This window comes from Candidatus Baltobacteraceae bacterium (assembly GCA_035502855.1).
In the GTDB taxonomy this organism is placed as follows: domain Bacteria; phylum Vulcanimicrobiota; class Vulcanimicrobiia; order Vulcanimicrobiales; family Vulcanimicrobiaceae; genus Aquilonibacter.
This window is the reverse complement of the sequence record DATJTX010000004.1, coordinates 1-22,120: the sequence shown is the minus strand read 5'-3', so window position 1 is coordinate 22,120 and position 22,120 is coordinate 1. Positions and strand designations below refer to the sequence as shown.

The 22,120-nt window shown below is 64.9% G+C and carries 21 protein-coding genes; 10 read left to right on the top strand and 11 right to left on the bottom strand.

Going from position 1 to position 22,120, the window contains the following annotated elements:
• Entirely contained in the window at positions 1-1,197 is a 1,197-nt protein-coding gene (locus VMF11_00890; protein HTU68848.1) for a pyridoxal phosphate-dependent aminotransferase, read from the bottom strand.
• A gap of 53 nt (positions 1,198-1,250) precedes the next feature.
• On the opposite strand from VMF11_00890, the gene VMF11_00885 reads away from it, so the two are divergent.
• From VMF11_00885 to VMF11_00860, 6 genes are all read left to right on the top strand, one after another.
• Positions 1,251-4,499, top strand: coding sequence for a hypothetical protein (locus tag VMF11_00885; protein ID HTU68847.1), 3,249 nt, complete (start codon positions 1,251-1,253; stop codon positions 4,497-4,499).
• 2 nt (positions 4,500-4,501) lie between these two features.
• On the top strand, positions 4,502-4,903 hold the full coding sequence (locus VMF11_00880) for a hypothetical protein (GenBank protein ID HTU68846.1): 402 nt from the start codon (positions 4,502-4,504) through the stop codon (positions 4,901-4,903).
• 11 nt (positions 4,904-4,914) lie between these two features.
• Complete coding sequence (locus VMF11_00875) at positions 4,915-8,169, top strand: hypothetical protein (GenBank protein HTU68845.1); 3,255 nt, start codon at positions 4,915-4,917, stop codon at positions 8,167-8,169.
• Positions 8,144-8,461 (top strand): hypothetical protein, encoded by a 318-nt coding sequence (locus tag VMF11_00870; protein ID HTU68844.1) that lies wholly within the window; start codon positions 8,144-8,146, stop codon positions 8,459-8,461. The genes VMF11_00875 and VMF11_00870 overlap by 26 nt, the downstream gene beginning before the upstream one ends.
• A gap of 70 nt (positions 8,462-8,531) precedes the next feature.
• Positions 8,532-8,840: a helix-turn-helix transcriptional regulator gene (locus VMF11_00865; GenBank protein HTU68843.1), complete on the top strand. Its 309-nt coding sequence runs from the start codon at positions 8,532-8,534 to the stop codon at positions 8,838-8,840.
• Positions 8,837-9,367, top strand: a complete 531-nt coding sequence (locus VMF11_00860; protein ID HTU68842.1) for a hypothetical protein — start codon at positions 8,837-8,839, stop codon at positions 9,365-9,367. The genes VMF11_00865 and VMF11_00860 overlap by 4 nt, the downstream gene beginning before the upstream one ends.
• Before the next feature lie 3 nt (positions 9,368-9,370).
• Here VMF11_00860 and mrdA read toward each other — a convergent pair whose 3' ends face one another.
• The 4 genes from mrdA to VMF11_00840 form a co-directional block, all read right to left on the bottom strand.
• Positions 9,371-11,245 carry a penicillin-binding protein 2 gene (gene mrdA, locus VMF11_00855; GenBank protein HTU68841.1) on the bottom strand — a complete coding sequence of 625 codons (1,875 nt, stop codon included), beginning with the start codon at positions 11,243-11,245 and terminating at the stop codon, positions 9,371-9,373.
• Positions 11,242-11,766: a rod shape-determining protein MreD gene (gene mreD / locus VMF11_00850; protein HTU68840.1), complete on the bottom strand. Its 525-nt coding sequence runs from the start codon at positions 11,764-11,766 to the stop codon at positions 11,242-11,244. The genes mrdA and mreD overlap by 4 nt, the downstream gene beginning before the upstream one ends.
• A 253-nt stretch (positions 11,767-12,019) precedes the next feature.
• Positions 12,020-12,772 carry a rod shape-determining protein MreC gene (gene mreC, locus VMF11_00845; protein HTU68839.1) on the bottom strand — a complete coding sequence of 251 codons (753 nt, stop codon included), beginning with the start codon at positions 12,770-12,772 and terminating at the stop codon, positions 12,020-12,022.
• A gap of 74 nt (positions 12,773-12,846) precedes the next feature.
• The gene (locus VMF11_00840) at positions 12,847-13,494 is read right to left on the bottom strand and encodes a Maf family protein (GenBank protein ID HTU68838.1); all 648 of its coding nucleotides are present in this window, start codon (positions 13,492-13,494) and stop codon (positions 12,847-12,849) included.
• A gap of 59 nt (positions 13,495-13,553) precedes the next feature.
• On the opposite strand from VMF11_00840, the gene VMF11_00835 reads away from it, so the two are divergent.
• The 4 genes from VMF11_00835 to VMF11_00820 are packed head-to-tail and all read left to right on the top strand — an operon-like array spanning position 13,554 to position 17,405.
• Complete coding sequence (locus tag VMF11_00835; protein ID HTU68837.1) at positions 13,554-14,270, top strand: TetR/AcrR family transcriptional regulator; 717 nt, start codon at positions 13,554-13,556, stop codon at positions 14,268-14,270.
• The gene (locus VMF11_00830) at positions 14,267-15,361 is read left to right on the top strand and encodes an HlyD family efflux transporter periplasmic adaptor subunit (GenBank protein ID HTU68836.1); all 1,095 of its coding nucleotides are present in this window, start codon (positions 14,267-14,269) and stop codon (positions 15,359-15,361) included. The genes VMF11_00835 and VMF11_00830 overlap by 4 nt, the downstream gene beginning before the upstream one ends.
• On the top strand, positions 15,358-16,293 hold the full coding sequence (locus tag VMF11_00825; protein ID HTU68835.1) for an ABC transporter ATP-binding protein: 936 nt from the start codon (positions 15,358-15,360) through the stop codon (positions 16,291-16,293). The genes VMF11_00830 and VMF11_00825 overlap by 4 nt, the downstream gene beginning before the upstream one ends.
• On the top strand, positions 16,290-17,405 hold the full coding sequence (locus VMF11_00820; protein ID HTU68834.1) for an ABC transporter permease: 1,116 nt from the start codon (positions 16,290-16,292) through the stop codon (positions 17,403-17,405). The genes VMF11_00825 and VMF11_00820 overlap by 4 nt, the downstream gene beginning before the upstream one ends.
• 2 nt (positions 17,406-17,407) lie before the next feature.
• Here VMF11_00820 and VMF11_00815 read toward each other — a convergent pair whose 3' ends face one another.
• The 6 genes from VMF11_00815 to rpmA all read right to left on the bottom strand — a co-directional run bounded on the left by VMF11_00815 (position 17,408) and on the right by rpmA (position 21,925).
• Positions 17,408-17,791 (bottom strand): DUF3465 domain-containing protein, encoded by a 384-nt coding sequence (locus VMF11_00815; protein HTU68833.1) that lies wholly within the window; start codon positions 17,789-17,791, stop codon positions 17,408-17,410.
• Between the two features lie 2 nt (positions 17,792-17,793).
• Entirely contained in the window at positions 17,794-18,414 is a 621-nt protein-coding gene (nadD, locus tag VMF11_00810) for a nicotinate (nicotinamide) nucleotide adenylyltransferase (protein HTU68832.1), read from the bottom strand.
• A complete protein-coding gene (obgE, locus tag VMF11_00805) occupies positions 18,411-19,676 on the bottom strand; it encodes a GTPase ObgE (protein ID HTU68831.1) in 1,266 nt (421 codons plus the stop codon). Before obgE ends, nadD begins: the two co-directional genes overlap by 4 nt.
• A 4-nt stretch (positions 19,677-19,680) precedes the next feature.
• A complete protein-coding gene (locus VMF11_00800; GenBank protein HTU68830.1) occupies positions 19,681-20,526 on the bottom strand; it encodes a hypothetical protein in 846 nt (281 codons plus the stop codon).
• Positions 20,501-21,571, bottom strand: a complete 1,071-nt coding sequence (locus VMF11_00795) for a helix-turn-helix domain-containing protein (protein ID HTU68829.1) — start codon at positions 21,569-21,571, stop codon at positions 20,501-20,503. The genes VMF11_00800 and VMF11_00795 overlap by 26 nt, the downstream gene beginning before the upstream one ends.
• 69 nt (positions 21,572-21,640) lie before the next feature.
• Complete coding sequence (gene rpmA, locus VMF11_00790) at positions 21,641-21,925, bottom strand: 50S ribosomal protein L27 (protein HTU68828.1); 285 nt, start codon at positions 21,923-21,925, stop codon at positions 21,641-21,643.
• Between the last annotated feature and the right edge of the window lie 195 nt (positions 21,926-22,120).

Below are 22,120 nucleotides of genomic sequence, written 5' to 3'. Positions count from 1 at the left end.
CTAGCCCTTGAACTTCGGCAAGTACTCGCCGAGCTGAATCAGCGCGTAATCGATGTCGTCGAGCGAGGCCGCGTAGGAGAAGCGCAGATAGCCCGCGCCGGCCGGTCCGAAGCTCGAGCCGCCGCCGCACGCGACGCCCGCTTCCTCTAAAAGGAAGCTCGCCAGCGCCTTATCGTCCTTGGTGATCTTCGAGATGTTGGGGAACGCGTAGAACGCGCCTTCGGGCAGCGTGCAGCTCACGTTTGGAATCGCGTTGAGGCCGTTCACCAATTTGTCACGGCGGCTGCGGAAGATCTCGTTCATCTCGCGCACCGGTGCATCGGGGCCGGTGAGCGCGGCGATGCCGGCCTTCTGAACGAAGCTGGTGACGCAGCTGAAGGTGTTGTTATTGAACAGCGTGACTGCTTTGCAGAGCGGTTCGGCCATGATCGCATAGCCCAGGCGCCATCCGGTCATCGCGTACGCTTTCGAGAAGCCGTCGACGATGATCGTGCGCTCTTGCATCCCGGGCAGCGACGCGATCGAGACGAACTCGGTTTCGAGATAGAAGTTGCGCGAGTAGATCTCGTCGGCGATCACCAGGAAGTTGTGTTTTTGCGCCAGCTCCGCGATCCGTTCGAGATCGGCTTTGAGCAGCACGCCGCCGGTGGGATTGTGCGGCGAGTTGATCACCAGCGCTTTCGTCTTATCCGAAACGCGGCCCGCCAGCTCGTCGAGATCCATGCGCCAGTCGCGCGCCTCGCGCAGCGGAATGCGGATCACGTTCGCCTGCAGATAGCTCGAGGCCGATGCGTACGCCGGATAGGCGGGATCGAAGTAGACGAACTCGTCGCCCGGGTCGAGGATCGCCGAGAGAATGTTCCAGATGATCGGCTTCGCGCCCGGCGAGATCGTCACGTTGGCCGCGGTATATGCCTTGGGCATTTTGCGGAAGCGCGACACGTAGTCGGCGACGACTTCGCGCAGGTCGTGCGTGCCCTGCGAAGGTGTGTAATGCGTGTCGTGCGCCATCAGCGATTCGACCGCGGCGCGCTTGATGAATTCAGGCGTATCGAAATCGGGCTCGCCGACCTCCATGTGCACGACGCGTCGTCCCGTCGCCTCGATTTCGCGCGCACGCGCGAGCACCGCGAACGCGTTCTCCGAGCCAAGGCGAGAGAGCGAGCGAGTGATGAACGATTTTTCTGTGGCGAGCACGTTGAAATTCTCCTCAAGGTAGCAACCGCCGAGCGGCGAAGGTTCACCGCGTCATGCGCACGCTATCCGAAGTTTTTGCGCCTGGAGCGCCGACGTTGCCGGAAGGCCTTCGGACGCTCGTCGTTTCGCCCGACCGCGAGTTGGAACCTGGGATGACCGTGCGTGCGAGCTTCACCTTCCGCAACCAGGGCGGCGCGCCGGCAACCGGCGTGCGCGTGCGCTTCAACCTTCCCGACGGCCTGGTCTATTTGGTCGGAACCGGCCAACTCGACGGCACCTCTCTCGACGACGAGCAGGGCAATTCGCCCTTGCTCTCGCGCGCCGGCGCCCACATCGGCGACATCGACGCGGGCGAGGAACGCCGAATCGAGATCGGTTACAGCGTGGCCGGCGCGATCGAGAACGGCACGATGATCGAATTGCAGGCCGCGGTTGCTTCCTTCGAAGTGCCGCCGGTCGGCTCGAACATCGTCCGGTTGATCGCGCGCAGCCGTCCGCAGCTCGAGAACGCGCTGACCGGCATCGCGATCGAGGCGCGCTCGGAGCCGGTCCCGGGCGCCGAGGCGCAGATCACCGTGCGTCTGCACAACGCCGGTGAATCGAGCGCGCACGACGTGGTGGTGGTCGCGCCGATCCCCGAGCATACGCGCTACGTGCCGAACTCGGCACGCGTGAACGGTCGCGAGATCGAACGCGATCTCGGTCAGCCCTTCGACCGCGTGCACGCGCCGATCGTCACGCCGAACCTCGCCGCGAGCGCCAGTTCCACCTTGGTGTATCGCGTGCGCATCGCCTCGCCGCTCCACGACGGAACGCCGATCGTCGCGCACGCGCAGGTCGCCTCGCAGGAGACCGCGTCGTTCGATCTCGAGGGCGCGTCGCTGGTGGTGCGTTCGACGCCCGACTTCGACGACGACCGCACGACGTTTTCGATCGAACCGGCGTACGACGTGCGTCCCGGTCAGCGCATCACGCTGGCGCTCTCCGCCTTCAACGCCGGTTCCGCGGCAGCCGAAAACGTCAGCGCGACGATCGAACTGCCCGACACGGTGGTGCCGGTGCGCGGCGCGACGGTGATCGACGGGCGTCCGATCAAAGAAGCCAAGAAAAAAGATGCGCTGACGTTCGACCTCGGGCGCGTCGATTCGGAAGAACGCGTCGATTTGCTGTGCGAAGCGATCGTCGTCTCGCCGCTGCCCGACGGCAGCACGGTCGAGGTGGCGGCGACGCTTTCCTGGGAGCCGGCGCGCGGCGACGATTCGCAGCGGCGGTTCGAGCGTACGGTGGCGATCCATTCGGAACCGGCGCTGCCGCCGCGGCGCAACGCGATCGCGCGCACCCACGGCGAGGTCGTCAAGCCGGGCGAGGAGGTCGAGGCGACGATCGTGATCGCCAACGAGGGCAGTGCGAGCGCAACCGACGCGGTGCTGCATCTGCGCGTCGATCCGGCGCTCGACGAGCTGCGCCTGACCGAACGCTCGTCGCGCGTCGCGCTCGACGGCGACACCGCCGAGATCGGGACGGTCGATCCGTACGCGCAGCGCCGGTTCGTGCTGCGCGCGCGCGTTCGCAGTCCCTATGCCGACCGCAGCGAACTGCGCATCGGCGCGAGCGTGCACACGCGCGAACTCGGCGAAACCGCGCTCGGTGAAGTCACCTGGCGGGTCGATTCGCATCCGGCCTTCTCCCCGCAGAGTTCGAGCCTGCGCCTCGAGAGCGACGACGTGCTGCGCCCCAATCAACTCGCCGACGTCGCGGTACGCATCACCAACGTCGGCAGCGACGTTGCGCACAACGTGCGCGTACGGCTCTACATCTCGCCCGAAGCGCGGCTGGAAACCGTCGACGGCGCCACCCGGGAGAAATCGAAGCTCGTCTTCGGCGAGATCGCGCCCGGCGCGACCGCGGAAGCGCGGCTGGGGCTACGGCTGCTGCGCAGTTTGGCGCGCGAATATCCGGTGACGGTCGACGCCGTGCTCACCGCCGATGCAATGCTGCCGGTGCCGCTCGAACGCCTCACCATCGCGACGACCGCCGAGCCGGATTTTTCGGTCGGGTCGCTGCGCAGCGAACCGATCGACGTGGTCGACGTGGGCGAGACGATCGAATGGACGCTGCACGTGCGCAACGGCGGCGACGGGCCGGCGCGGCGCGTACAGATCTTTTGCGCGCAGCCCAACTCGCTGATCTACGTGCCGAATTCGACCACGGTCAACGACGTTCCGATTCGCGACGTCGGCGCGCTCTCGGCGCTCTCGAGCGAACGCGGCATCGTGCTCAACGACGTCGATCCCGGCGTCGAGGCGACGATTCGCTTCCGCGACGTCGTGCACAACGGCTTACCGGCCGGCGAGGCGATCGTGCGCACCGCGTACATTCACTACGACGGCGAGCGGCAGGACGAGATGCCCTCGAACGAACTCAAAGTTCGCGCGACGCCGGTGTTCGCCAATGCGATTCCCGGTTTGCCGTTCGGCCTCGACGGCATGGTCGGCCCCTCGTTCGGCGGCGGTCCGCGGATGCTGACCGAGGATCGGTTCATGGAACTGCCGCCGGCGCAGCCGGTGGCGGGAAACGGCGAGGGCAGCAGCCGCATCACCGGCGCCGAATACCCGGCGCTCCCGACCGGGCTGACCAACGGCTCGGCGGAGGGCGGGGCGGTCGACGGTGCCGCCGCCGCCGACCGGATCGGCGTCTCGATCACGTTTACCGCCGAACGGCACGCGCGCGTACTGCGTTTCCTCGATGAGGCGCGCTTCGACGGCTTGGTGACGCATCTGTTCGCGATGCGCGCGTTCTTCCCCGAAGCGATCGGCGACACGCACGTCGGCGCGGTCGCGTCGATGCGCGAGATGCTGCGCGACGAGACCGACCGTCTCTTCATCAAATTGCGTCTGCCCAGCTACGTGATCGCGCCGCGCGATATCGAAACGCCCTCGATGCGCGCGACGGTCGAACGGTTGCTGCACGACGTGAGCGGCGCGCGCGGCATTCCGGCCGAAACGCCGGGCGCCGCGGTGGTGCTGCGCGGCAGCTACGATCCGCACGTCATGGGTGAGCTCACCGACCGGCTGGCCGAAACCGAACTTGCCTCCGCGCTGCCGTGGGCGATTCTCGCGCGGTTCTTGCCCGACGGCAGCGCGCAGCTCGCGCACTATCGCGCGATGCTGGTGGCGCGGCTCGACAGTCTGGCCGACGCCGACAGCACCGAATTTCTCGACGCGCTGCAGCGCCGGCGCGACGTGGCGCTTGATGCCGCGCTCGACGTGGTGCGCACCTCGCTGCACGCCAACGTGGTGTAGCGGTGAGCGCGATCGCGATCGCGGCACTGCTCGTCCTCTTTACCGGCATCGTGCTCGGCCTCTACGCCTGGCTTGCGCCGCGCCGCGTCGCGGAGCGGATGCGCGTGCGCGAAGGGTCGCCGCTGCAAGTGACGACCGCGTGGACGAACGAGGCCGGTGAGGAGTTTGCCGGCCTATCCGAGGCGGCGCGTTGCGATTTGGTCTTTGCGGTCGCCGCGCTCGACGACGAACGCTCGCAGCGGCTGCTGGAGCACGCGCTGAACGATCCGGCCGAGGCAGTCTCGCTGGCGGCCGCGCACGCGCTTGCCGGACACGGGCGCCGGCCGGTGGTCGAGGCGTTTCTCGCCGATCATCCCGGCGCTCGGGCCGATCGAATCGCGCAGGCGTTGGCCGTGCTCGACTAAAAGGAGGCACGGTGGCTTCGACGTCGTTGACGGGCATTTTCGCGCCGGGCTCACCTGCGTTGGTCGAGAGTCTGCGGACCCTCGTGCTCGAGCCCAGCCGGGTGGTGGCGCCGGGCGAAGAGATACGGGCCACGTTTTCGTTTTCGAACCTGGGCGGCGCGCCGGCGACCGGTGTGCGGGTGCGCTTTGCGCATCCCCAGGGCGTCGATCACCTCGCGGCCGGCGATGCAATCGACGGCGCCGCGCTCGCCGAAGGAACGCTGGTCGACGCGAACGGCGCGCTGATCGGCGACCTCGAACCGAACGGTCAGCGCCGCGTTTCCTGCGTCTTTCGGGTGAACGCGACGATCGAAGACGGCAGCGAACTCGTTTTCCAAGCCGCGCTCGTGACCGATCAAACGCCGCTCGTCGCATCGAATATCGAGCGGCTTTTCGTTCGCAGCCGCCCCGAGCTGGAGAACAGCGCAACCTTCGTGACGATCGCTGCGCCGAGCACGCCGCGCCCCGGCGATGCGATCACCGTGCGTGCCGTCGTGCGCAACACCGGCAGTTCGAGTGCGCACGACGTCATCGTCGTGCTTCCCGCCCCCGACCATACGACCTACGTGGCGCGCAGCGCGCGCATCGACGGCCGGGTCGTCGGCGCGATCGATGGCGAGGTGTTCGACTACGACAGTGCGACGATCGTGAGCGAACGGCTCGCGCCGGCGCAATCGGTCGTCATCGAATACCAGGCGACGATCGACTCACCGCTCGCCGACGCCACCCGGATCAAGGCTGCGGGAACGGTCGGTTCGCGCGAGACCAGCGAATTCTCGATCGGCTCGAACGAGATCGTGGTCGCATCGCCGGTCGACTTCGACGGTGAAGATACCAGCTTCATGGTGCTCAGCGACGACGTCGTCGTGCCGGGCATGCGCATCCCGATGTTGCTGCGCGCGATGAACGTCGGCACCGGCATCGCCGAGCGCGTGCAGATCGCCTTCACGCTGCCGCAAGGTTTGATCTATGCGCCCGGCACGGCGCACGTCGACGGTCAGCCGGTGAGCGACGATGCGATCGCGAATTTGACGTTCTCGCTCGGATCGCTTGCGGCCGGACGCATGATCGAAGCCGGGCTCTCGGCGACCGTCGCCGTGCCGACGACGGCCGAGCTGGCGCTGCCGGTCGATGCCGCGCTGCGCTGGAAGGGCGGCGAACGAACCTTCACGCGCCGGCTCTCGGTACGCGTCGCACCGCGTTTCAGCCGCGCGCGCAACTACGTCGAGGCCGACCGCGGCGTGGTGCAGGCACGCGAAGAGCTGGCGTTCACCGTGCACGTGTTCAACGACGGAACCGCGCCCGAATCCGACGTGCGCTTGCGCTTGACGCCGGGGCTGTATCTGACCGACGTTCGCATCGGCGAAAGCGCCGATGACACGATTCCCTACGACGTTCCGGTTGCGCTTGGGTTCGTGCATCCGCACCAGGAACGCGCCTTTACCGTACTCGCGACGATCGCATCGCGCGTTCCGGATCGTTCGACGGTGACGCTCGGCGCGATCCTCGAACACGGCGACGGTGCGATCGACCTCGGAACGGCGAGCGCGGTCGTGCGTTCGCGTCCCAGCGTCGAGAGCGTCGCGTGGGAGCTGGTCTCTCACGAGCCGCTGCGGCCGGGGCGGACGGTCGATGCGATCGTGCGCGTGCATAATTCGGGATCCGACGTGCTGCGCGACGCGCGCCTCTCGCTGACCTTACCGCCCGAACTGGCGATCGAACGCGCGGTCGATGCGCGGCGCGATCGCGAGGGTTTGGCCTTCACCGACATCGCAGCCGAGACGACCCACGAATCGCGCATGACGCTGCGTCTCTTGCGCGCGGTGCCGAACAACCGCACCCTCGCGCTCGAAGGGTGGCTCCACGGTAAGGGCATCAGCCCGGTACAATTCGCGCCGCTCGACGTTACCACGTACGCGCAGGCGCAGTTCGCGCAAAGTGCGCAAATTCTCGCGATTCCTTCCGAGAACGTCAACGCGGGCGAACGCCTCTACTACGAAATTCGTCTGCGCAACGACGGCGACGGTCCCGCCGATCGGCTGACCGTACGCGTGGTCGCGACGAATTTGGCGGTGTACGTCCCGGCGTCGACGACGATCAACGGCATGGCGATTCCCGACGACGCCGGCGTTTCGCAACTCTGGTCGGCACGCGGGCTGGTGCTTGCGGACGTCAATCCCAATCTCGATCTGCGCGTGCGGTGGGAGATGATGGTGATGTCGCCGCTCGCCGCCGGCACCGCGCTCGATTCACGCGCGATTTTGGAATGGGGCGAGGGAACGACGTTCGCGGTGGCGGCGCCGACCGTTCGCGTGCAGGCGCAGCCGAGTTTGAGTGAATCGACCGCGGGCACGCCGCTCTCGATCGCGCGCATCTTCCCGTCGGAGCAGATCGCGGTGGAAGCGCCGCCGCTGCCCGAGCCCGAGCCGATTCCCGAACCGCCGCCGCCCGTCGCCGCGCAACCCAGAGCGTTGCAAGAAATCGTCGAGACGATCCAGAGCGCGCAGCCGGCGGTTCCAGTCGAAGAGACCGTTGAAGTCGCGCAGGCGCGCGCGGTCTCCGCGCCGGTGCTCTACGTCGATTTCAGCCCCGAGCGTCTGACCAATACGCTGCGCATGCTCGAGCGCAGCAACAGCGCCGGCGGTTTGGTGCAGCATCTCTTCGCGCTGCGTTTGCTCTTCCCCGAGCACGCGCAGAACGCGCCGGCGAGCGTCGACGAGGCGTTCGCGAACGCCGCCCGCGCGCTGCGCGCGCCGCTCGAAAAGCTGTTCGTCCGTCTGCGCATGCCGCGACTGACCATTACGGGCAAGGATCTGGAGGATCGCGAAAGCCGCGATGCCCTGCGCGACGTGGTCGAAAGCCTCAGCTTTGCGCCGACGGCCTCACCGGCAGCTCCCGCCGACGGCGTCGTCCGCGTCGCGGGCGCGGTCGAGCTCGACGTGATTCGCACGCTGCTTCCGGATCTGGAATCGTCGCCGCTCGGGGCGGTGACGCCTTGGCTGATCAACGCGCAGGTTCTGGGCGGCATCGTGTACCACGGTGCCGACCGTTCCGAGGCGCTCGAACAGTACCGCGGCGAGCTGCTGCGCGTGCTTTCGGTGCTCGACGAATTGCCGATCGAGGAGTTTCACCGCGTCATCACGTCGAGTGTGAACCGCACGCTGGACGACGCGCTCACGCAGGCGATCGAATCGCTCCGCGGTGCAGCGCGCGTTGCCACTGAATAATAATCCCGGCGTCGTCATTCTCGTCGTCGTCTTTTTGATCGGCGCGGCCTTCTTTGCGATCGGCACCGTAATGGTGCGGCGCGAGCGCCGGCCGCGGCCCGCATCGCCGCCGCCGCAACCCGCAGATGCGGCGCCGTTCGATTATTTCGCGCGTATCGACGAACTGCTCGAGCGCGGCGATGCCGCCGGTATCCGGGAGTTGGAAGCGATGCGCGACCGGAATGATGATCCGGGCGTGCGAGACGCCGCCGACGCCGCGCTCATGGTCATACGGGCTCGCAACCCTGCGTAGGCAACTTGTAGGCTCCTACGAAGGATGGTAGGATGAGGCTATGCCGACGCTCAATTGTGAAGCCTGTGAAATGCTCGACGAGATCGAGGAGAAGCTTGGTCTTAAGGAAACCGAGCTAGCCGATCTGTTCGGAATCCGCCGACCCTCCGTGTCGGGGTGGCGGGAAGCTGGGATTCCCCGAGCACGCCGGGCATCGGTAGAGCGGCTTCTCGATCTCGCTCGGGTGCTTGCACGCGAAGTGAAGGAGTCGCGCATCCCGGAGATCGTGCGGACGAGAGACCAGTGGCTCGAAAACCGCTCGATCCTCGAGACTATCGCGTTACACGGCGTCGAGCCCGTTTACGGCTATCTCCGCCGCCTCTTCAGCTACCAGGCGTGAAGGCGATCGTTCGGTCGGGAGACTACTTTCGCGTCTTCAAACCAGGCTGGTCGGATCCGCTCGATCCGAGTTACAGCCTGGAACGAGGCGGACGATGGAATGCGCCGCATACGTTTGGCGTGCTCTACTTGAACGCGACGTACGCCGTAGCCGCGGCGAACGCGCGTCGTCGCCACGCCGGACGCGCTATCGGACTCTTCGACCTCAAGCCGGATCGGCGGCCGCATCTTCTCACTCTCGACGTTCCACGTAGTCTCGCTCTCGACGTCGTTACCGATGCGGGAATCGCCGCGCTCGACCTCCCGGCGAATTATCCCTGGCGTGTGGCGCATGCACGCTGCCGGCCGATCGGAAAGAATGCGTACGCGCAACGACGATTGCGCGGCATAGCCTGCCGCTCGGCAGCCGAATGTACTGCGACGGATTGGATCGGCGAAGAGCTTGCGTGGTTCGATCGATCGCCGCTGCTGGTCGAGCGCTCGCGCCGATCGTTTGAGCAGTGGTACCCGGACCCGCACCCGGCGTGACCGCTATTGAATGATGGCTGCGCTCTTGTGAAAATACTTGACGAGAATCTCGCGTGCGATCGGGGCCGCCACGGTTGCACCGTAGCCGCCGCTGTGCCACACGAAAACCGCCATCGCGAGCACGGGGTGATCGGTCGGCGCCCAGGCAACGAACCAGGTCGTGTTTGCGCCGGATCCGTTCACGCCGGTTTCGGCGGTGCCGGTTTTGCCGGAGAACGGCAGCCCCTTGATCTTCCAACCGTACGCCGTACCGCCGGGATCGGTCACTTTTGCCATGCCCGCGCGCTCGTAGTAAAACGCCTGCGGCGTACCGGGAACGTGACGAAGCACCTGCGGTTCGATCGTTTTGATGATGTGCTTGCCGTCGGGCGTGCGAATTTCGTGCACGATCTCGGGACGCCAGAGCGTCCCGCCGTTGATCACCGCGGACGCGACGTTGGCGATCTGCAGCGGCGTCGCTTGCATCGCGCCTTGACCGATGCCGAGCATGCACACTTCGCTCGGCTCCATCGGCACGCCGAAGTTTTTGAGTTCCCACGCGTTCGTCGGCCAGTTACCGGCGTTCTCGCCGGGAAGGTCGATGCCGGTCTTGCTGCCGATGCCGAAGTAGTGCGCCCATTTGGTCAGACGGGCGATGCCGAGTCGCCACGAGAGCTGGTAAAAATAACCGTCCGATGACGCCGCGAGCGCGGGGACGAAGGTCGTGTTGCCGATGCCGCCGAGCAGATCGCGAATCTCGTAACCGTAGCAATCCCACGCGCCGGAATCGTAGATCACTTGGTTCGGTTTGACCACGCCTTCGCTCAGCGCGGCGGTGCCGGTCACCATCTTGAAGGTCGAGCCGGTCGGCGTAGCCGCGCCGATCGCGTTGTCGAAGAGCGGGTCGGCCGGATCGAGCAGGTAGTGCGCGACCTTTTTGTAGTCGTCGGCGGCGAACGCGTTGGGATCGAAATCCGGATAGCTCGCAAGCGCCAAGATGCCGCCGGTCCACGGGTCCTCGATGACGACGCCGCCGGCGAGCTGCCGTCCGTACGAAACTTTTTTGATGCCGGCATCGAGCGCTTGCTGCGCGATCCGTTCGAGCCGGCCGTCGATGTTGGTGATCAGTTCGTCGCCCGGAATCGCCGCTTTCGAGGGCAGCTTGATGCTCGGAACGACTTGCCCTTGCGCGTCGACGACGACACGTTGTCCGCCGGCGACGCCGCGCAGATACTTGTCGTACACGTACTCGAGACCATCTTTTCCGATGACGTCGTTGGGCGTGTAGCCGTCATCCTTGAGGCGTTGGTATTCGCTCTCGGTAATCTGACCGACGTAGCCGAACACGGCGGAGCCGGTGGCGCCGAGCGGATAGTCGCGGATCGGCTGCACTTCTAAGTCGACGCCGGGCAGATCGCCGAGCAATTCCGAGAGCCGCGCCACTTTTGCAACCGGCAGATCGCTCGCGAGCACCACCGGCCCGTACGGTTCGTAGGTTTGGACTTGCGCGAAGTCGGTGTAGTTGACCCCGCGGTGGTGCAGCAGGCGGTAGCGAAGCTTGGCCGGATCTTCGCCGAGCGTGCGTGCCAGCGTGGTGAGCTCGCTGTCGATGTCGGTTACTTCGGAGGGAATCAAGCCGACGACGAACGACGGCCGGCTGCGTACGAGGACGCGCCCGTCGCGGCCGTAGATCATTCCGCGCGGCGCGGCGACCTCGATCAGACGCACTTGATTCTCCATCGCGGCCGCACGATAGACCTGACCCATGACGAGCTGCACGTGCACGAGTTGGACGACGAGCGCGATGATCGCGATCGCGACGACGACGATGAAGCCCGCGATGCGCCACGGGGAACGTTCCCACGAGACGCGCGGCGTACGGCGCCGGTCGATGATCATGCGTAGTTACGGTCGAACCGGCGCATCACCAGCATCACGATCATCATGGTGGCAGCGTTGAGCAGTCCCTCGAAGAGCGCTTCGTGAAAATGCATCATGCCAAGGCCGCTCGGATACCCTTCAAATCCCATCACGACCCAAAAGACCAGCTGTCGTACGAGCGTCGCGACGAAGGTGATGGTGGCGACGAGCGGCAGTGAGTCGGCGAAGAAACCGCGTGAGATCATGCCGGCAACGATTGCGACCACCGTCGTCGAGATCGTCCACGCGCCGCCGGTCCCGTACGAGAGCAGATCCTCGGCGATGCCGCCGGCCAGACCGAAGGCGGCGGCGCGCCACGGCTCGACGCGAATCGCGTACCAGACGACCGCGACCAACACCAGACTCGGCTCAACGTTGCGGATCGCAAGCAAGTGCATGAACCGCACTTGCAAGAATATCGCAAGAACCAACCACGCAGCACAGATGTACCACGTAGGCGCGATGACGCGCGCAATGTGGATTCTAGTGTTCCGCGCCATACGTACCGGCGCATTCGCTGGAGCCGGCATAAGCCGAAGCCGAGGAGCGAGGAGGGAGAATAGCCGAGGCTCTGTGACCGACGAGCGACGAAGGATCCGGCTTATGCCGGCCCAGCCCGAAGGGTTGCGTCATCGGCACCGCGCGGACGTCGTTGCTCTTCGCTCGCAAAGCGCTGCTTTTGTCGCTCATCGCGTCTCGTCCGCGCGGGCCGATGATCGCACCGAATGTGCCGCTACGTGTGGCGCGGAACACCTAGTGCGGGAGGACGACAACGCGATCGAGCGCGCCGAGCTTCACGGCGGGGCGGAGAACGGCGGTTTGGTACAGCGCGGCATCGCTGCGCTCGATCGAAACGATCGTCCCGATCGGCACGCCGGATTGGAACGAGCGTCCGGCGCCGGTCACGATCGTCTCACCGGTTTTCAGCGGCGCGTCTTGCGGGATGTACTCGACGCGCACGCTCGAGAGATTGCCGCGCGCGATGCCCCAGTAGCGTCCCTGACGCGTGATCGCCGGAATGCGGCTGGTGTAATCGGTGATGAGGACGACTTCACTGGAGAGCGGACCGACCGACGCGACCCGGCCGACGACACCGCCGCTCGCGATCACGCCGTCGTCGGTGCGCACACCGGCGTTGCTGCCGCGATCGATCGTCACCGTACGTGAATCGTCCTCCGGCGGGAAACCGATTACGCGCGCTTCGATACCCTTGGGATACAGATCGACTGCGGGGCGAATGCTGACCTCCGAGGCGTACTGCGCAGCGAGTTCGTGCAGGCGCGCGTTCTCGGCCGAGAGCGCACGGTTCTGCTCGCGTAATTGCGCGTTCTCGCGTTCGAGCATCGGCAGCGAGATGACGGAATGAACCGCGCTCTGACCGCCGTCGATCGCAATCGTCGACGCGCTCTCGGCAAACGACGCGAGCGAGGTCGCAATCGATGCAAGCGGACTGATCGTTCCCGCACGTTCCGCGTTGATTTGCACGAGGGCAAGCGTTGCCGCCACAATGATGACGGCAATCAGCGCGAATAATTTGCGCTCGTCGCGATAAGTAAAGATGGCCGGCTCCCGGAAAAGGCCTATTCGTTAGGCGTGCTCTTCGCCGCCGGTAACGAAAAACCCAACCGCCGCAGCAACCGGATGAAGCGGCCGAGTGGGAAGCCCATCACGGTGTAAAAGTCGCCTGCAATCGAGTGTACGAGCGAGGCGGCGCGCCCCTGAATGCCGTAGCCGCCGGCTTTATCCAGCGGTTCGCCGGTCGCGACATACTCGGCGATGTCGTCGTCGGTGAGCGGATGAAAGCGAACGGCCGTCGTCTCGCATTCTTCGATCAGCGCCGCCTCGCCCGGACGAGCAAGCGCAAACGCGGTGTGGACCCGGTGCTCGCGGCCGGCGAGCGCGCGCAACATCCGCGCCGCGTCGGCGGAATCCCGCGGCTTGTTCAGCGCGATCCCGTCCAGGTCGACCACCGTGTCGGCGGCGACGATCAGCGCGGCGGGGAATCGGGCCTGCACGTCGCGCGCCTTCGCCGCGGCGTGGCGAACGGCAAGCGCGGCCGGCGTCACCGCCGGATCGTCGGGCTCGTCGTACGTGCTCGGCTCCACTCGAACCGTGAGGCCCAGCGAGCGCAAGAGTTCGAACCGGCGCGGAGACGCGCTCGCGAGGATAATCTCATCGAGAATCACGGCAGGATCGTACCACGTGACGAGAGCGTCGAGCGGGCGCACTTCCGTCGTGGTATGCTATGATATAGCGCATATCACTGCGTACCATGACGAGGTGCCGGTTGCCTTACGAGGTCGTCAAACATGTCGGCAAGCGGGCCTACCGGTATGAGGTGAGCTCGTATCGCGATCCGCAAACCGGCAAGAGCAAAGGGCGCTGGCGGTATCTGGGCCGGTGCGACGAAGCCGCGCCGGCCCAGCGCGGCGGGCGTGCCGACTCGACCGCAGGGCGCCTGCTCGATGCCTTCGCGCGTTTGATCGCCGCGCAATCCTACGCGTCCACCACGGTCGAAACGATCGCCGCGCGCGCCGGCGTCACCCCGGCGACTTTGTATCGTCACTTCAAAGACAAGCGCTCGCTGCTCTTTGCGCTCCTGCAGCGCACGCGCGGCGAGCTCGACTTTCCGGCGGTCTTCAAAGCCGGAGGTGATCCGCAGGTCGAACGCGCGCGCGTCAAGGGTTTCATCCGGCGCGTGGTTACGCATCCGACGATTCGCAGCGGACTGGCGCGCGCGATGCAAGAGATGCAGTCGCGGGATCGGGCGATCGCCGCGCATTGGCAAGCGTTTGCGCGCGAGCGCCAGGTGCTTTGGCGCAACTACATCGCCGAATTGAACGCGAACGGGGTCGGCTACGGTGACGATCCTGCGAAACTCGCCGCGCTGATGACGAGCGTTGCCGAGGGACTGCAGCGCCGGGTCGCCTTCGACGGTGCAAGCGTCAGTGATGAGGAGATCGATCTATGGGGCGAAGTGATCGCACGCATACTCATTCGATGAGAGGGCCGCTCGCGTTCGTGCTCGCCGTGCTGGCGCTGGCCGGTTGCAACGCCTCGCCGCCGGGTTTCAGCGGAACGGTGCAGACCGAGTACGTTTCGGTAGGAAGTACCGTCGGCGGCCGGGTGATCGCGACCGAGGTCTCGGCCGGGCAAACGGTCCGGCGCGGCGCGATCATCGTCCGGCTCGATCCGGCGCTGCCGCAAGCGCAGTACGAGGAAGCGCTGGCGCAAGAACGCGCCGCCCAGGATGCGCTGCGCGCGCTTCGCTCGGGTACGCTGCCCAGTCAAATCGAACAAGCCCGCGGCTCGCGCCTCGCCACACGCGCGAACTACACGCAAACCGTAGGCGGTGCGAAGGATCGCATCACCGCCGCGCGGGCCGCGCTCGCCAACGCGCGCGCGAACGCGGTGCTCGCGGAGCGGAACTACCAACGAACCAGTTCGCTCACCGCGACCGGCGACGTCTCGCGGCAGAGTTTGGACGAGGCGCGTGCGGCGCGCGACCAGGCACGCGCCGGCGTGCGCCAGGCGCAGGCGCAGCTCACCCAGCTCGAACGCGCCGATATTCCGGGCGAAACGGCGGCCGCGCGCGCCAACGCCGTCGCGGCTCGCCGCAGTTACGAGGCGCTGGCGAACGGCGCGCGCCCTGCGCAGCTCGCCCAAGCACAAGCGCAGGTGCGCGATGCCGCGGCCTCGGCCGCGCACGCGCTCGCGGAATTGCGCGAAGCGACCGTGTCCGCCCCGACCGGCGGGGTCGTGGCGAGCTTCAATCTGCATCCGGGCGACATCCTCGCCGCCAATCAAATCGCGGCGATCATCGACACGTTCGCGGATCCGTACGTGTACATCTACGCATCGCAGGGCGATCTGCAACGCATTCGCTCGGCGAAATCCCTGATCGTGCACTCCGACGCGGGCGCCGGTACCTTCAGCGGACGAGTCGAAGCCTACGATCGCACCGCGCAATTCACGCCGCAAAACGTGGAAACCGAAGATCAGCGCGCCGAACTCGTCTACGGCGTCAAGATCCGAATTCACGATCCCGAGCACGAACTGCTCGACGGCACCACCGTCACCGTGACGCTCCGATGAGCGCTCCGGCGATCGTGCTCGACGGCCTCACCAAACGCTACGGCGAGCGAACGGTCGTCGACGGCGTGACGTTTTCGATCGAATCGGGGAACATCTTCGGGTTTCTCGGGCCGAACGGCAGCGGCAAGACGACGACGATCAAGATGCTGTGCGGGTTGGTGCGTCCAAGCGCCGGCAGCGCGCACGTCGCCGGATACGACGTCGAAACGCAGTCGAGCAGCGTGCGGCGCTCGATCGGTTATATGGCGCAGGGTTTCTCGATGTACGGTGACCTGACCGTCGACGAGAACCTCGAGTTCTACGCGCTCGCGTACGGCATTGGAAAAGATCGCGAAGCGCGCAAGGCCCGGGTGATCGAGATCGTTGGGATCGGGGAGTACACGAACTATCTTTCGTCGAGCCTCTCGGGCGGATGGCAGCGCCGGCTCGCGCTTGCGTGCGCGCTGCTGCACGATCCGCCGGTCGTCTTTCTCGATGAGCCCACGGCGGGCATCGATCCGGTCGCGCGTCGCGACCTATGGGACCTGCTCTTCCAGCTCGCCTCCGGCGGCAAGACGTTCTTCGTCACCACACATTACATGGACGAAGCCGAACGGTGTTCCTCGCTCGCCTACATCTACCAAGGTCACGTGCTCGCGAGCGGTTCGCCCGACGAGATTTGCTCGCTCCCCGACGTCACGCTGCCGGGCACCGTGCGCTACGCCATCGCAACCGATGACGTGATGGAAACCTTCCGGCGCGTCCACGACGTGCGCAGCGTGCGCGATGCGACGATTTTTGGACGCGACATTCACGTGGTCGTCGATCGTTCGGTCAGCGGGGAGGATCTGGCCAAGGGCCTCGGCGTCGACGCATCGCGTGTTTCGGTGATCCGGCCTTCGCTCGAGGACGCATTCGTGGCGCTCACCCGTAAGACCGACGCGGCGGCATGAGCGAACTCTTCGATTTCTCCGGGATCAACGCGGTCATCTACAAGGAACTGCGTCAGATCCTGCGCAGCCGGTTCACGCTCTTTCTCGCGATCGGCGTTCCGCTCGTGCAAATGCTGTTGCTCGGCTATGCGATCAACACGACGGTCGAACACGTTCCCGCCGCCGTCTACAACGAAGATCGCGGCCCCGCGGCACAAGCCTTCATCGACTCTCTGGCCGGCTCGCGCACCTTCGACGTGGTCGCCTACGTGTCGAGCCGAAAGGCGCTGCTCGATACGATCGTTTCCGGACGGGTGCGCGCGGCGTTCGACATCCCGCAGAACTTTACCGCCGATTTGCTCGCCGGCCGCGACCCCGCGGTCGGCGCTTTCATCGACGGTTCCGACTCGGCGATCGCGCAGGTCGCGTACGGTTCGGCCGTGACGCTTAGCGGCATTCCGCTGCGCAATCTCACCAGCGGCGTGACCTCACCGTTCGAGGTGCGTCCGGTCGTGTTGTTCAACCCGGCGATGCGCAGCGCAAACTTCTTCGTGCCGGGTTTGATCGGCCTGGTGCTGCAGAACATCACGATCATGCTCACCGCGCTCGCGATCGTCGGCGAACGCGAGCGCGGGACCCTCGATCAACTGCTGGTGACGCCGATCGGAACGGCGGGGCTGATGCTCGGCAAGCTCGTCCCCTATGTGATGGTCGCGGCTCTGCAATTCATCGCCGTGCTGCTCGGCATGCGCTTCGTCTTCAACGTGCCGATTGCGGGGAGCGTGCTTTTGCTCGCGCTGCTCTCACTGTGCTTCCTGCTCGTTTCGCTCGGCCTGGGGCTTTTCGTCTCGACCGTCGCGCAGACGCAAATCCAAGCGCAGCTGATGGCGATCTTCATATTGTTGCCCTCGGTGCTGGTAAGCGGCGCCGTCTTCGAGCGCTCGCTGATGCCGGTTCCGATGCAAATCTTCGGCTACGTGATTCCGCTCACGTACTACATCGAAATTCTGCGCGGCATCATCATCCGCGGTGCCGGCGTCGCGCAGCTCTGGCCCTCGATCGTTCCGATGCTCGCCTACGGCGTGATCATCTTTGTCATGGCGAGCATCCGTTTTGCCCGCACCACCCGCTAGCGTTATTGGTAAATCTTGCCGCCGGCGATCACGTAACCGGCCACGTGCCGGCCGGCGGGATCGTGATGCGTCCAGTGAATCATGCCGCCGGTCGGATCGTCTTCGAATTGCCCTTTGACCGTTACCGTCTCGCCTTCGTGCAGCGGGATCGATCCAGTGATGCCGACGTTCGCCTCGATGCGCAGCAGCAGGTCGCATTGCCGCTCGAGTTTGACGAGAAAGCCCTCGTGTTCGCCGCTCGGCCCCGCGTGCGTACCGATCACGGCGAGGACGGTGCCCTGGCCGATGACCTCGACGCCGGAACGGCCGCTCGCGTAGAGCGAGCAGATCTGCGCGTTATTCGGTTGCTCCGCCGCACCGCCGCCGCATCCGCTGATGCAGAGCAAGGCTAACGCGAGGCCGAGAGTTCGATGCCGTAGAGCCGGTGGGCGACGATGTACTGCCATACCGCTTCGGGTACGAGATAGCGTACGCTGCGTCCCTGCGAGAGCAAGGTGCGAACGAGGGTTGCCGATTCGGTGAGCTCGGGCATGTTCAGGGTGGCGATGCGCTCGCGCAGCGCCTTGGGGACGGCGGCGATCACGCGCTGCAGCGCGTCGGAGCGAACGCCGATGCGCGGCGCGATCACGAAGCGTTCGAGCTGCTCGAGCACCTCGTCGAAGCGCTCCCAAGGCGAGTTCGCCAGCGAGTCCGCGCCGATGATGAAGGTGAAGGCCGAGCGCGGATACTTTTTCTTGAGCAGCGGAATCAGGTCGGCCGTGTAGCCGGTCGCGTCCTCGCGCAGATCGCTCTGGTCGAGCGCAAAGCCGTCGTTACCCTCGATTGCTCCCAGGATCATCGCGCAGCGATGTGCCGCGTCAACCTGCGCGTTGTCGCGGTAGTGCTTCTGTTCCTTGGTCGGGACGAAGAGTACGCGATCGAGATTCTCGAGCAAGCGCGCGGACTCGGCGAGAAAGAGATGCGCGTTGTGAATCGGATCGAACGTGCCGCCGAAAATGCCGAGCCTCATGAGTAGGTGAACTCGTACGGGCCGATGCGCACCGTATCCCCTTCAGCGGCACCCAACTCACGTAATTTCTTCTCGACGCCCATCTTTGCGAGCGCGCGTTCGAAGCGTGCCAGACCTTCGTCGGAGTCGAAATTCGTCACCGCCGCCAGCCGCTCGATGCGCTCCCCTCGCAGGATGAAGGCACCGCTGGTGTCGCGATCGACGGTGAAGGCTTCGCTGGGCACCAGCTCGATCAGCGCGGGCGGGGGAATGACGATCTCTGGAGGCGGCGCGTTCTCGATCGTCTGCCAGATCGCGTAGACCAACTCTTGCACACCCTCGCCGGTGGCGGAACTGATGCCGCGCACCTCGGGAAAGCGTTCGCGCAGTTCGTTCAAACGCTCGCGCGCATCGGGCAAATCGAGCTTGCTGACCGCGAGCAGCATCGGTTTCTCGAGCAGGCGCGGATTCCAGGCGCGCAATTCGCTTTCGATCGTCGTCTTGTCGTGCAGGATCGCATCGAGCGGTTTTGCACCGTCGAGCAGATGCACCAGTGCGCGCGTGCGCTCGACGTGTTTGAGGAATTGATCGCCCAACCCGGCGCCTTCGTGCGCCCCTTCGATCAGGCCGGGAACGTCGACCATCACGAACGACTCGTCCTCGGAGACCCGGACCACGCCGAGCTGCGGTTCGATCGTGGTGAACGGATAATCGGCGATCTTGGGGCGCGCGGCCGAGACGACCGAGAGCAGCGTCGATTTGCCGGCATTGGGAACGCCGATTACGCCGCAGTCGGCGAGCAATTTGAGCTCGAGCCGAAGCGTGCAGCGTTCACCGGGCTCGCCGTTGTAGGCGATGCGCGGCGCTTGTCGCGTGCTGGTGGCGAAGTGTTGGTTGCCGAGCCCGCCCTTTCCGCCGCGCGCAACCTGCACGCGATCGCCGTCGTGCGCGAGATCGGCGAGAAAGGTTTCGGCCTTGCCTTCGAAGGTGCGGTAGATCAGGGTGCCGACCGGAACCGGAACGGTGAGATCGGCGCCGCTGCGTCCGGATTTGTTCGACTGTCCGCCGGCCTTACCCGACTCCGCGCTGAACTGGCGCTTGTAACGAAATTCAACGAGCGTCGAGCGTTCGTTGGTGGCCTGCAGATAGATGCTGCCGCCGCCGCCGCCGTCACCGCCGGCCGGACCGCCCTTGGGAATGTACTTCTCCCGGCGCCATGCAACGATGCCGTCGCCGCCGTTACCGGCCGCTACGGCGATCGTCGCTTCGTCAATGAATTGCATTATTCTATAGGTGCCGCTCGCAAAGCGAGCAAAATTCATCAACGAGCGCGCTGAGCGAAGCGCTGACAATCAAGGTCTCGTTGCCATCGCCCAAGATTGTGGAAAGCAGCGAAAGCCCCAGCCCATCTTGGGTGCAAAGAGCGCGGAGGTAGTCAACGGCTTGATGAGCGGTTTCCGAATACCGCCGCTCGCGAGGAATTGCTTGCAAAGCAATCACCAGTTGCGACGGGTTACTTCCTTGTAGAAGTCGATAAACGTCGAGAACGTCTTTCGCTACCTTTGAGAACTCCTCAGGACCTTGCGCGTGTCGCTCCCCGAGCTTCCATGCTTTTCCGACGACCAGTGCCGTGATGCCGGCGACTTCTACCACGAGCGGCGCTCGGGGTTCGGAGATCGCTTCTAGGGGCATCGGTGAATGATCCACAAGGGCCAGCTCCAGACCTGCCTGTGACATGACTGCAGCGACGTCGCGGGAATTGTAGCCCTCGAGATTCCAGTCGGCATCGAACCGAGCCGGAACAAAGACGTCGATCTCAGTTGCGCGGAGGTGCTCGAGGGGCGCGCGATAGCGGTGGTATAAGCCGTTGTGTCCCCGAAGGGCAAACCCAGCGGCTTCGAGCGAATCGGCGATCACTCTTGGCCGTCGTATCTTTCGTGGATCGACGACGACGTCACCATCGAGAGTGTAGGCGGGAATCGGAAGCTCCACTTGGGAGGACCGGAGATAGACCGCCTGCGCCCCGACGAGAATGAACCCATCCGATGACAAGGGCGCAAGTGCTCTCAGCGCGTCGATGAGCGTGGCGCGCGAGATCGCATAACCTTCAGGCCAGGCGCCAGGCTCGCTCATTGCTCTTCATCCAGGCAATAAGGGTATTATATTCGTCGCTCGAGCGTTTCGGAAGTGTTAGGAGATCGGCCGCAACTTGTGACGGGTTTGCAACGATGAGCCCACTCCGCTGAATGGTTCTTTCGAAGGCGACTTTATCAAATGCATCGATCAGGCGTATGTTGCCGAATCCCTCGGCTTCACGAAGATTCAGTTCTTTTATCCACTGACTGGCGGATGTAACGTATACGTCAATCGCCGAGGTGTGCGCTGCTGGAGCGATTAGCGCAGCTCCGTACGATCCTGTGACTGCGTAGTGCTGTCTCGCGCGGAGGTTCCCGACGAAGGCCTGGATTCCGTGAGGCTCCAAGACCGAATGGTAATGCCGATCTTTCTTTAGCGACTCGCTCCACTGGCGGATCAAGGCTTCCCACTCGACTGCCGTCACCATTCCCCGGTCGTCGCGCGTAATCAAACGGTCGTGATCGAGCAACCGCAATAGGCGCGATACATTGCCTGGATTGACGGCCGTAACGTCCGCGATGTCTCGCACCTTAAGCGGGGGTCGAGCATCGAGAAGGTACCGCACGAGGCGGCCGGTTTTCGGTCCACGTAGGGAGCTTCTTGGAAGGTCGCCGCGTGTGTGCTCGCGTTTCGTGTCGCTCTCGTGTTCGACGAAAAACAAATTGGATGAAAGCCGAATGTTCCCGTTGTCGTCCGCATACGAGAAATTTCGTTCTTTGAGAAGCTCACGCGAACGCCCGCTAAGCGCCGTAGTGACGAGCAGAGGGGACCCGAACGCGTTAAGGCGTTCGAGCTTATGCTCGACGTAGTCGATATCTCGCGGCTCGAAGCGAGACTTTGTCTCGACGACAAATACGGTTCGGTTTCCGGACGGTGACGTAACCTCTAGTAGGCCGTCAGGCTCGCCGGTAGAGCGGCCCGGCGTGAGGTAAACACCCCATCCCTCGGGCAGAATGTACTCAAGGTTTGCCAGTAGCTTGTTGCTCAGAACATCGGCGTTGTTCACTGCGAGCAACATAGCACTTTCGAGCAACAGCCGCAACCGCGCCTGGTCCTACCGAAGCGAAAGAGGGCCGGATCGGCCCTCTCAACTACCAAAACGGCGACGCGGTTACGCCGCGGAGAGCGGCCGCACGTTGACGTGCTTGCGATTACGGCGGCCTGAGAATTCGACCGTTCCTTCGGCGAGCGCGAAGAGCGTGTGATCCTTGCCGATTCCTACGTTTTCACCGGGATAGAACTTGGTGCCGCGCTGCCGCACGAGAATATTGCCCGCGAGCACGCGCTCGCCGCCGAAGCGCTTGACGCCCAGACGCTGGGCATTCGAATCGCGTCCGTTACGGGTTGAGCCGGCGCCCTTTTTGGACGCAAAAAGCTGCAGGTCGAACTGGAACATAGCTTGCGGAGTATACCAAAGCCCCGGAAAGCTTGGCAAGGACCCGAATCGCGCCTATCGGAGCTCGATAGAGATGTCCCCATTTGGACTCAATAGAGATGTCCCCGTCGAGAGGAACCCCTCCCCATGGAGCTTCTCACGATGTCGACCTCCGAAATTACCCGCCTGGCGGCCGTGGAGCGGCTCCAGGCCGGC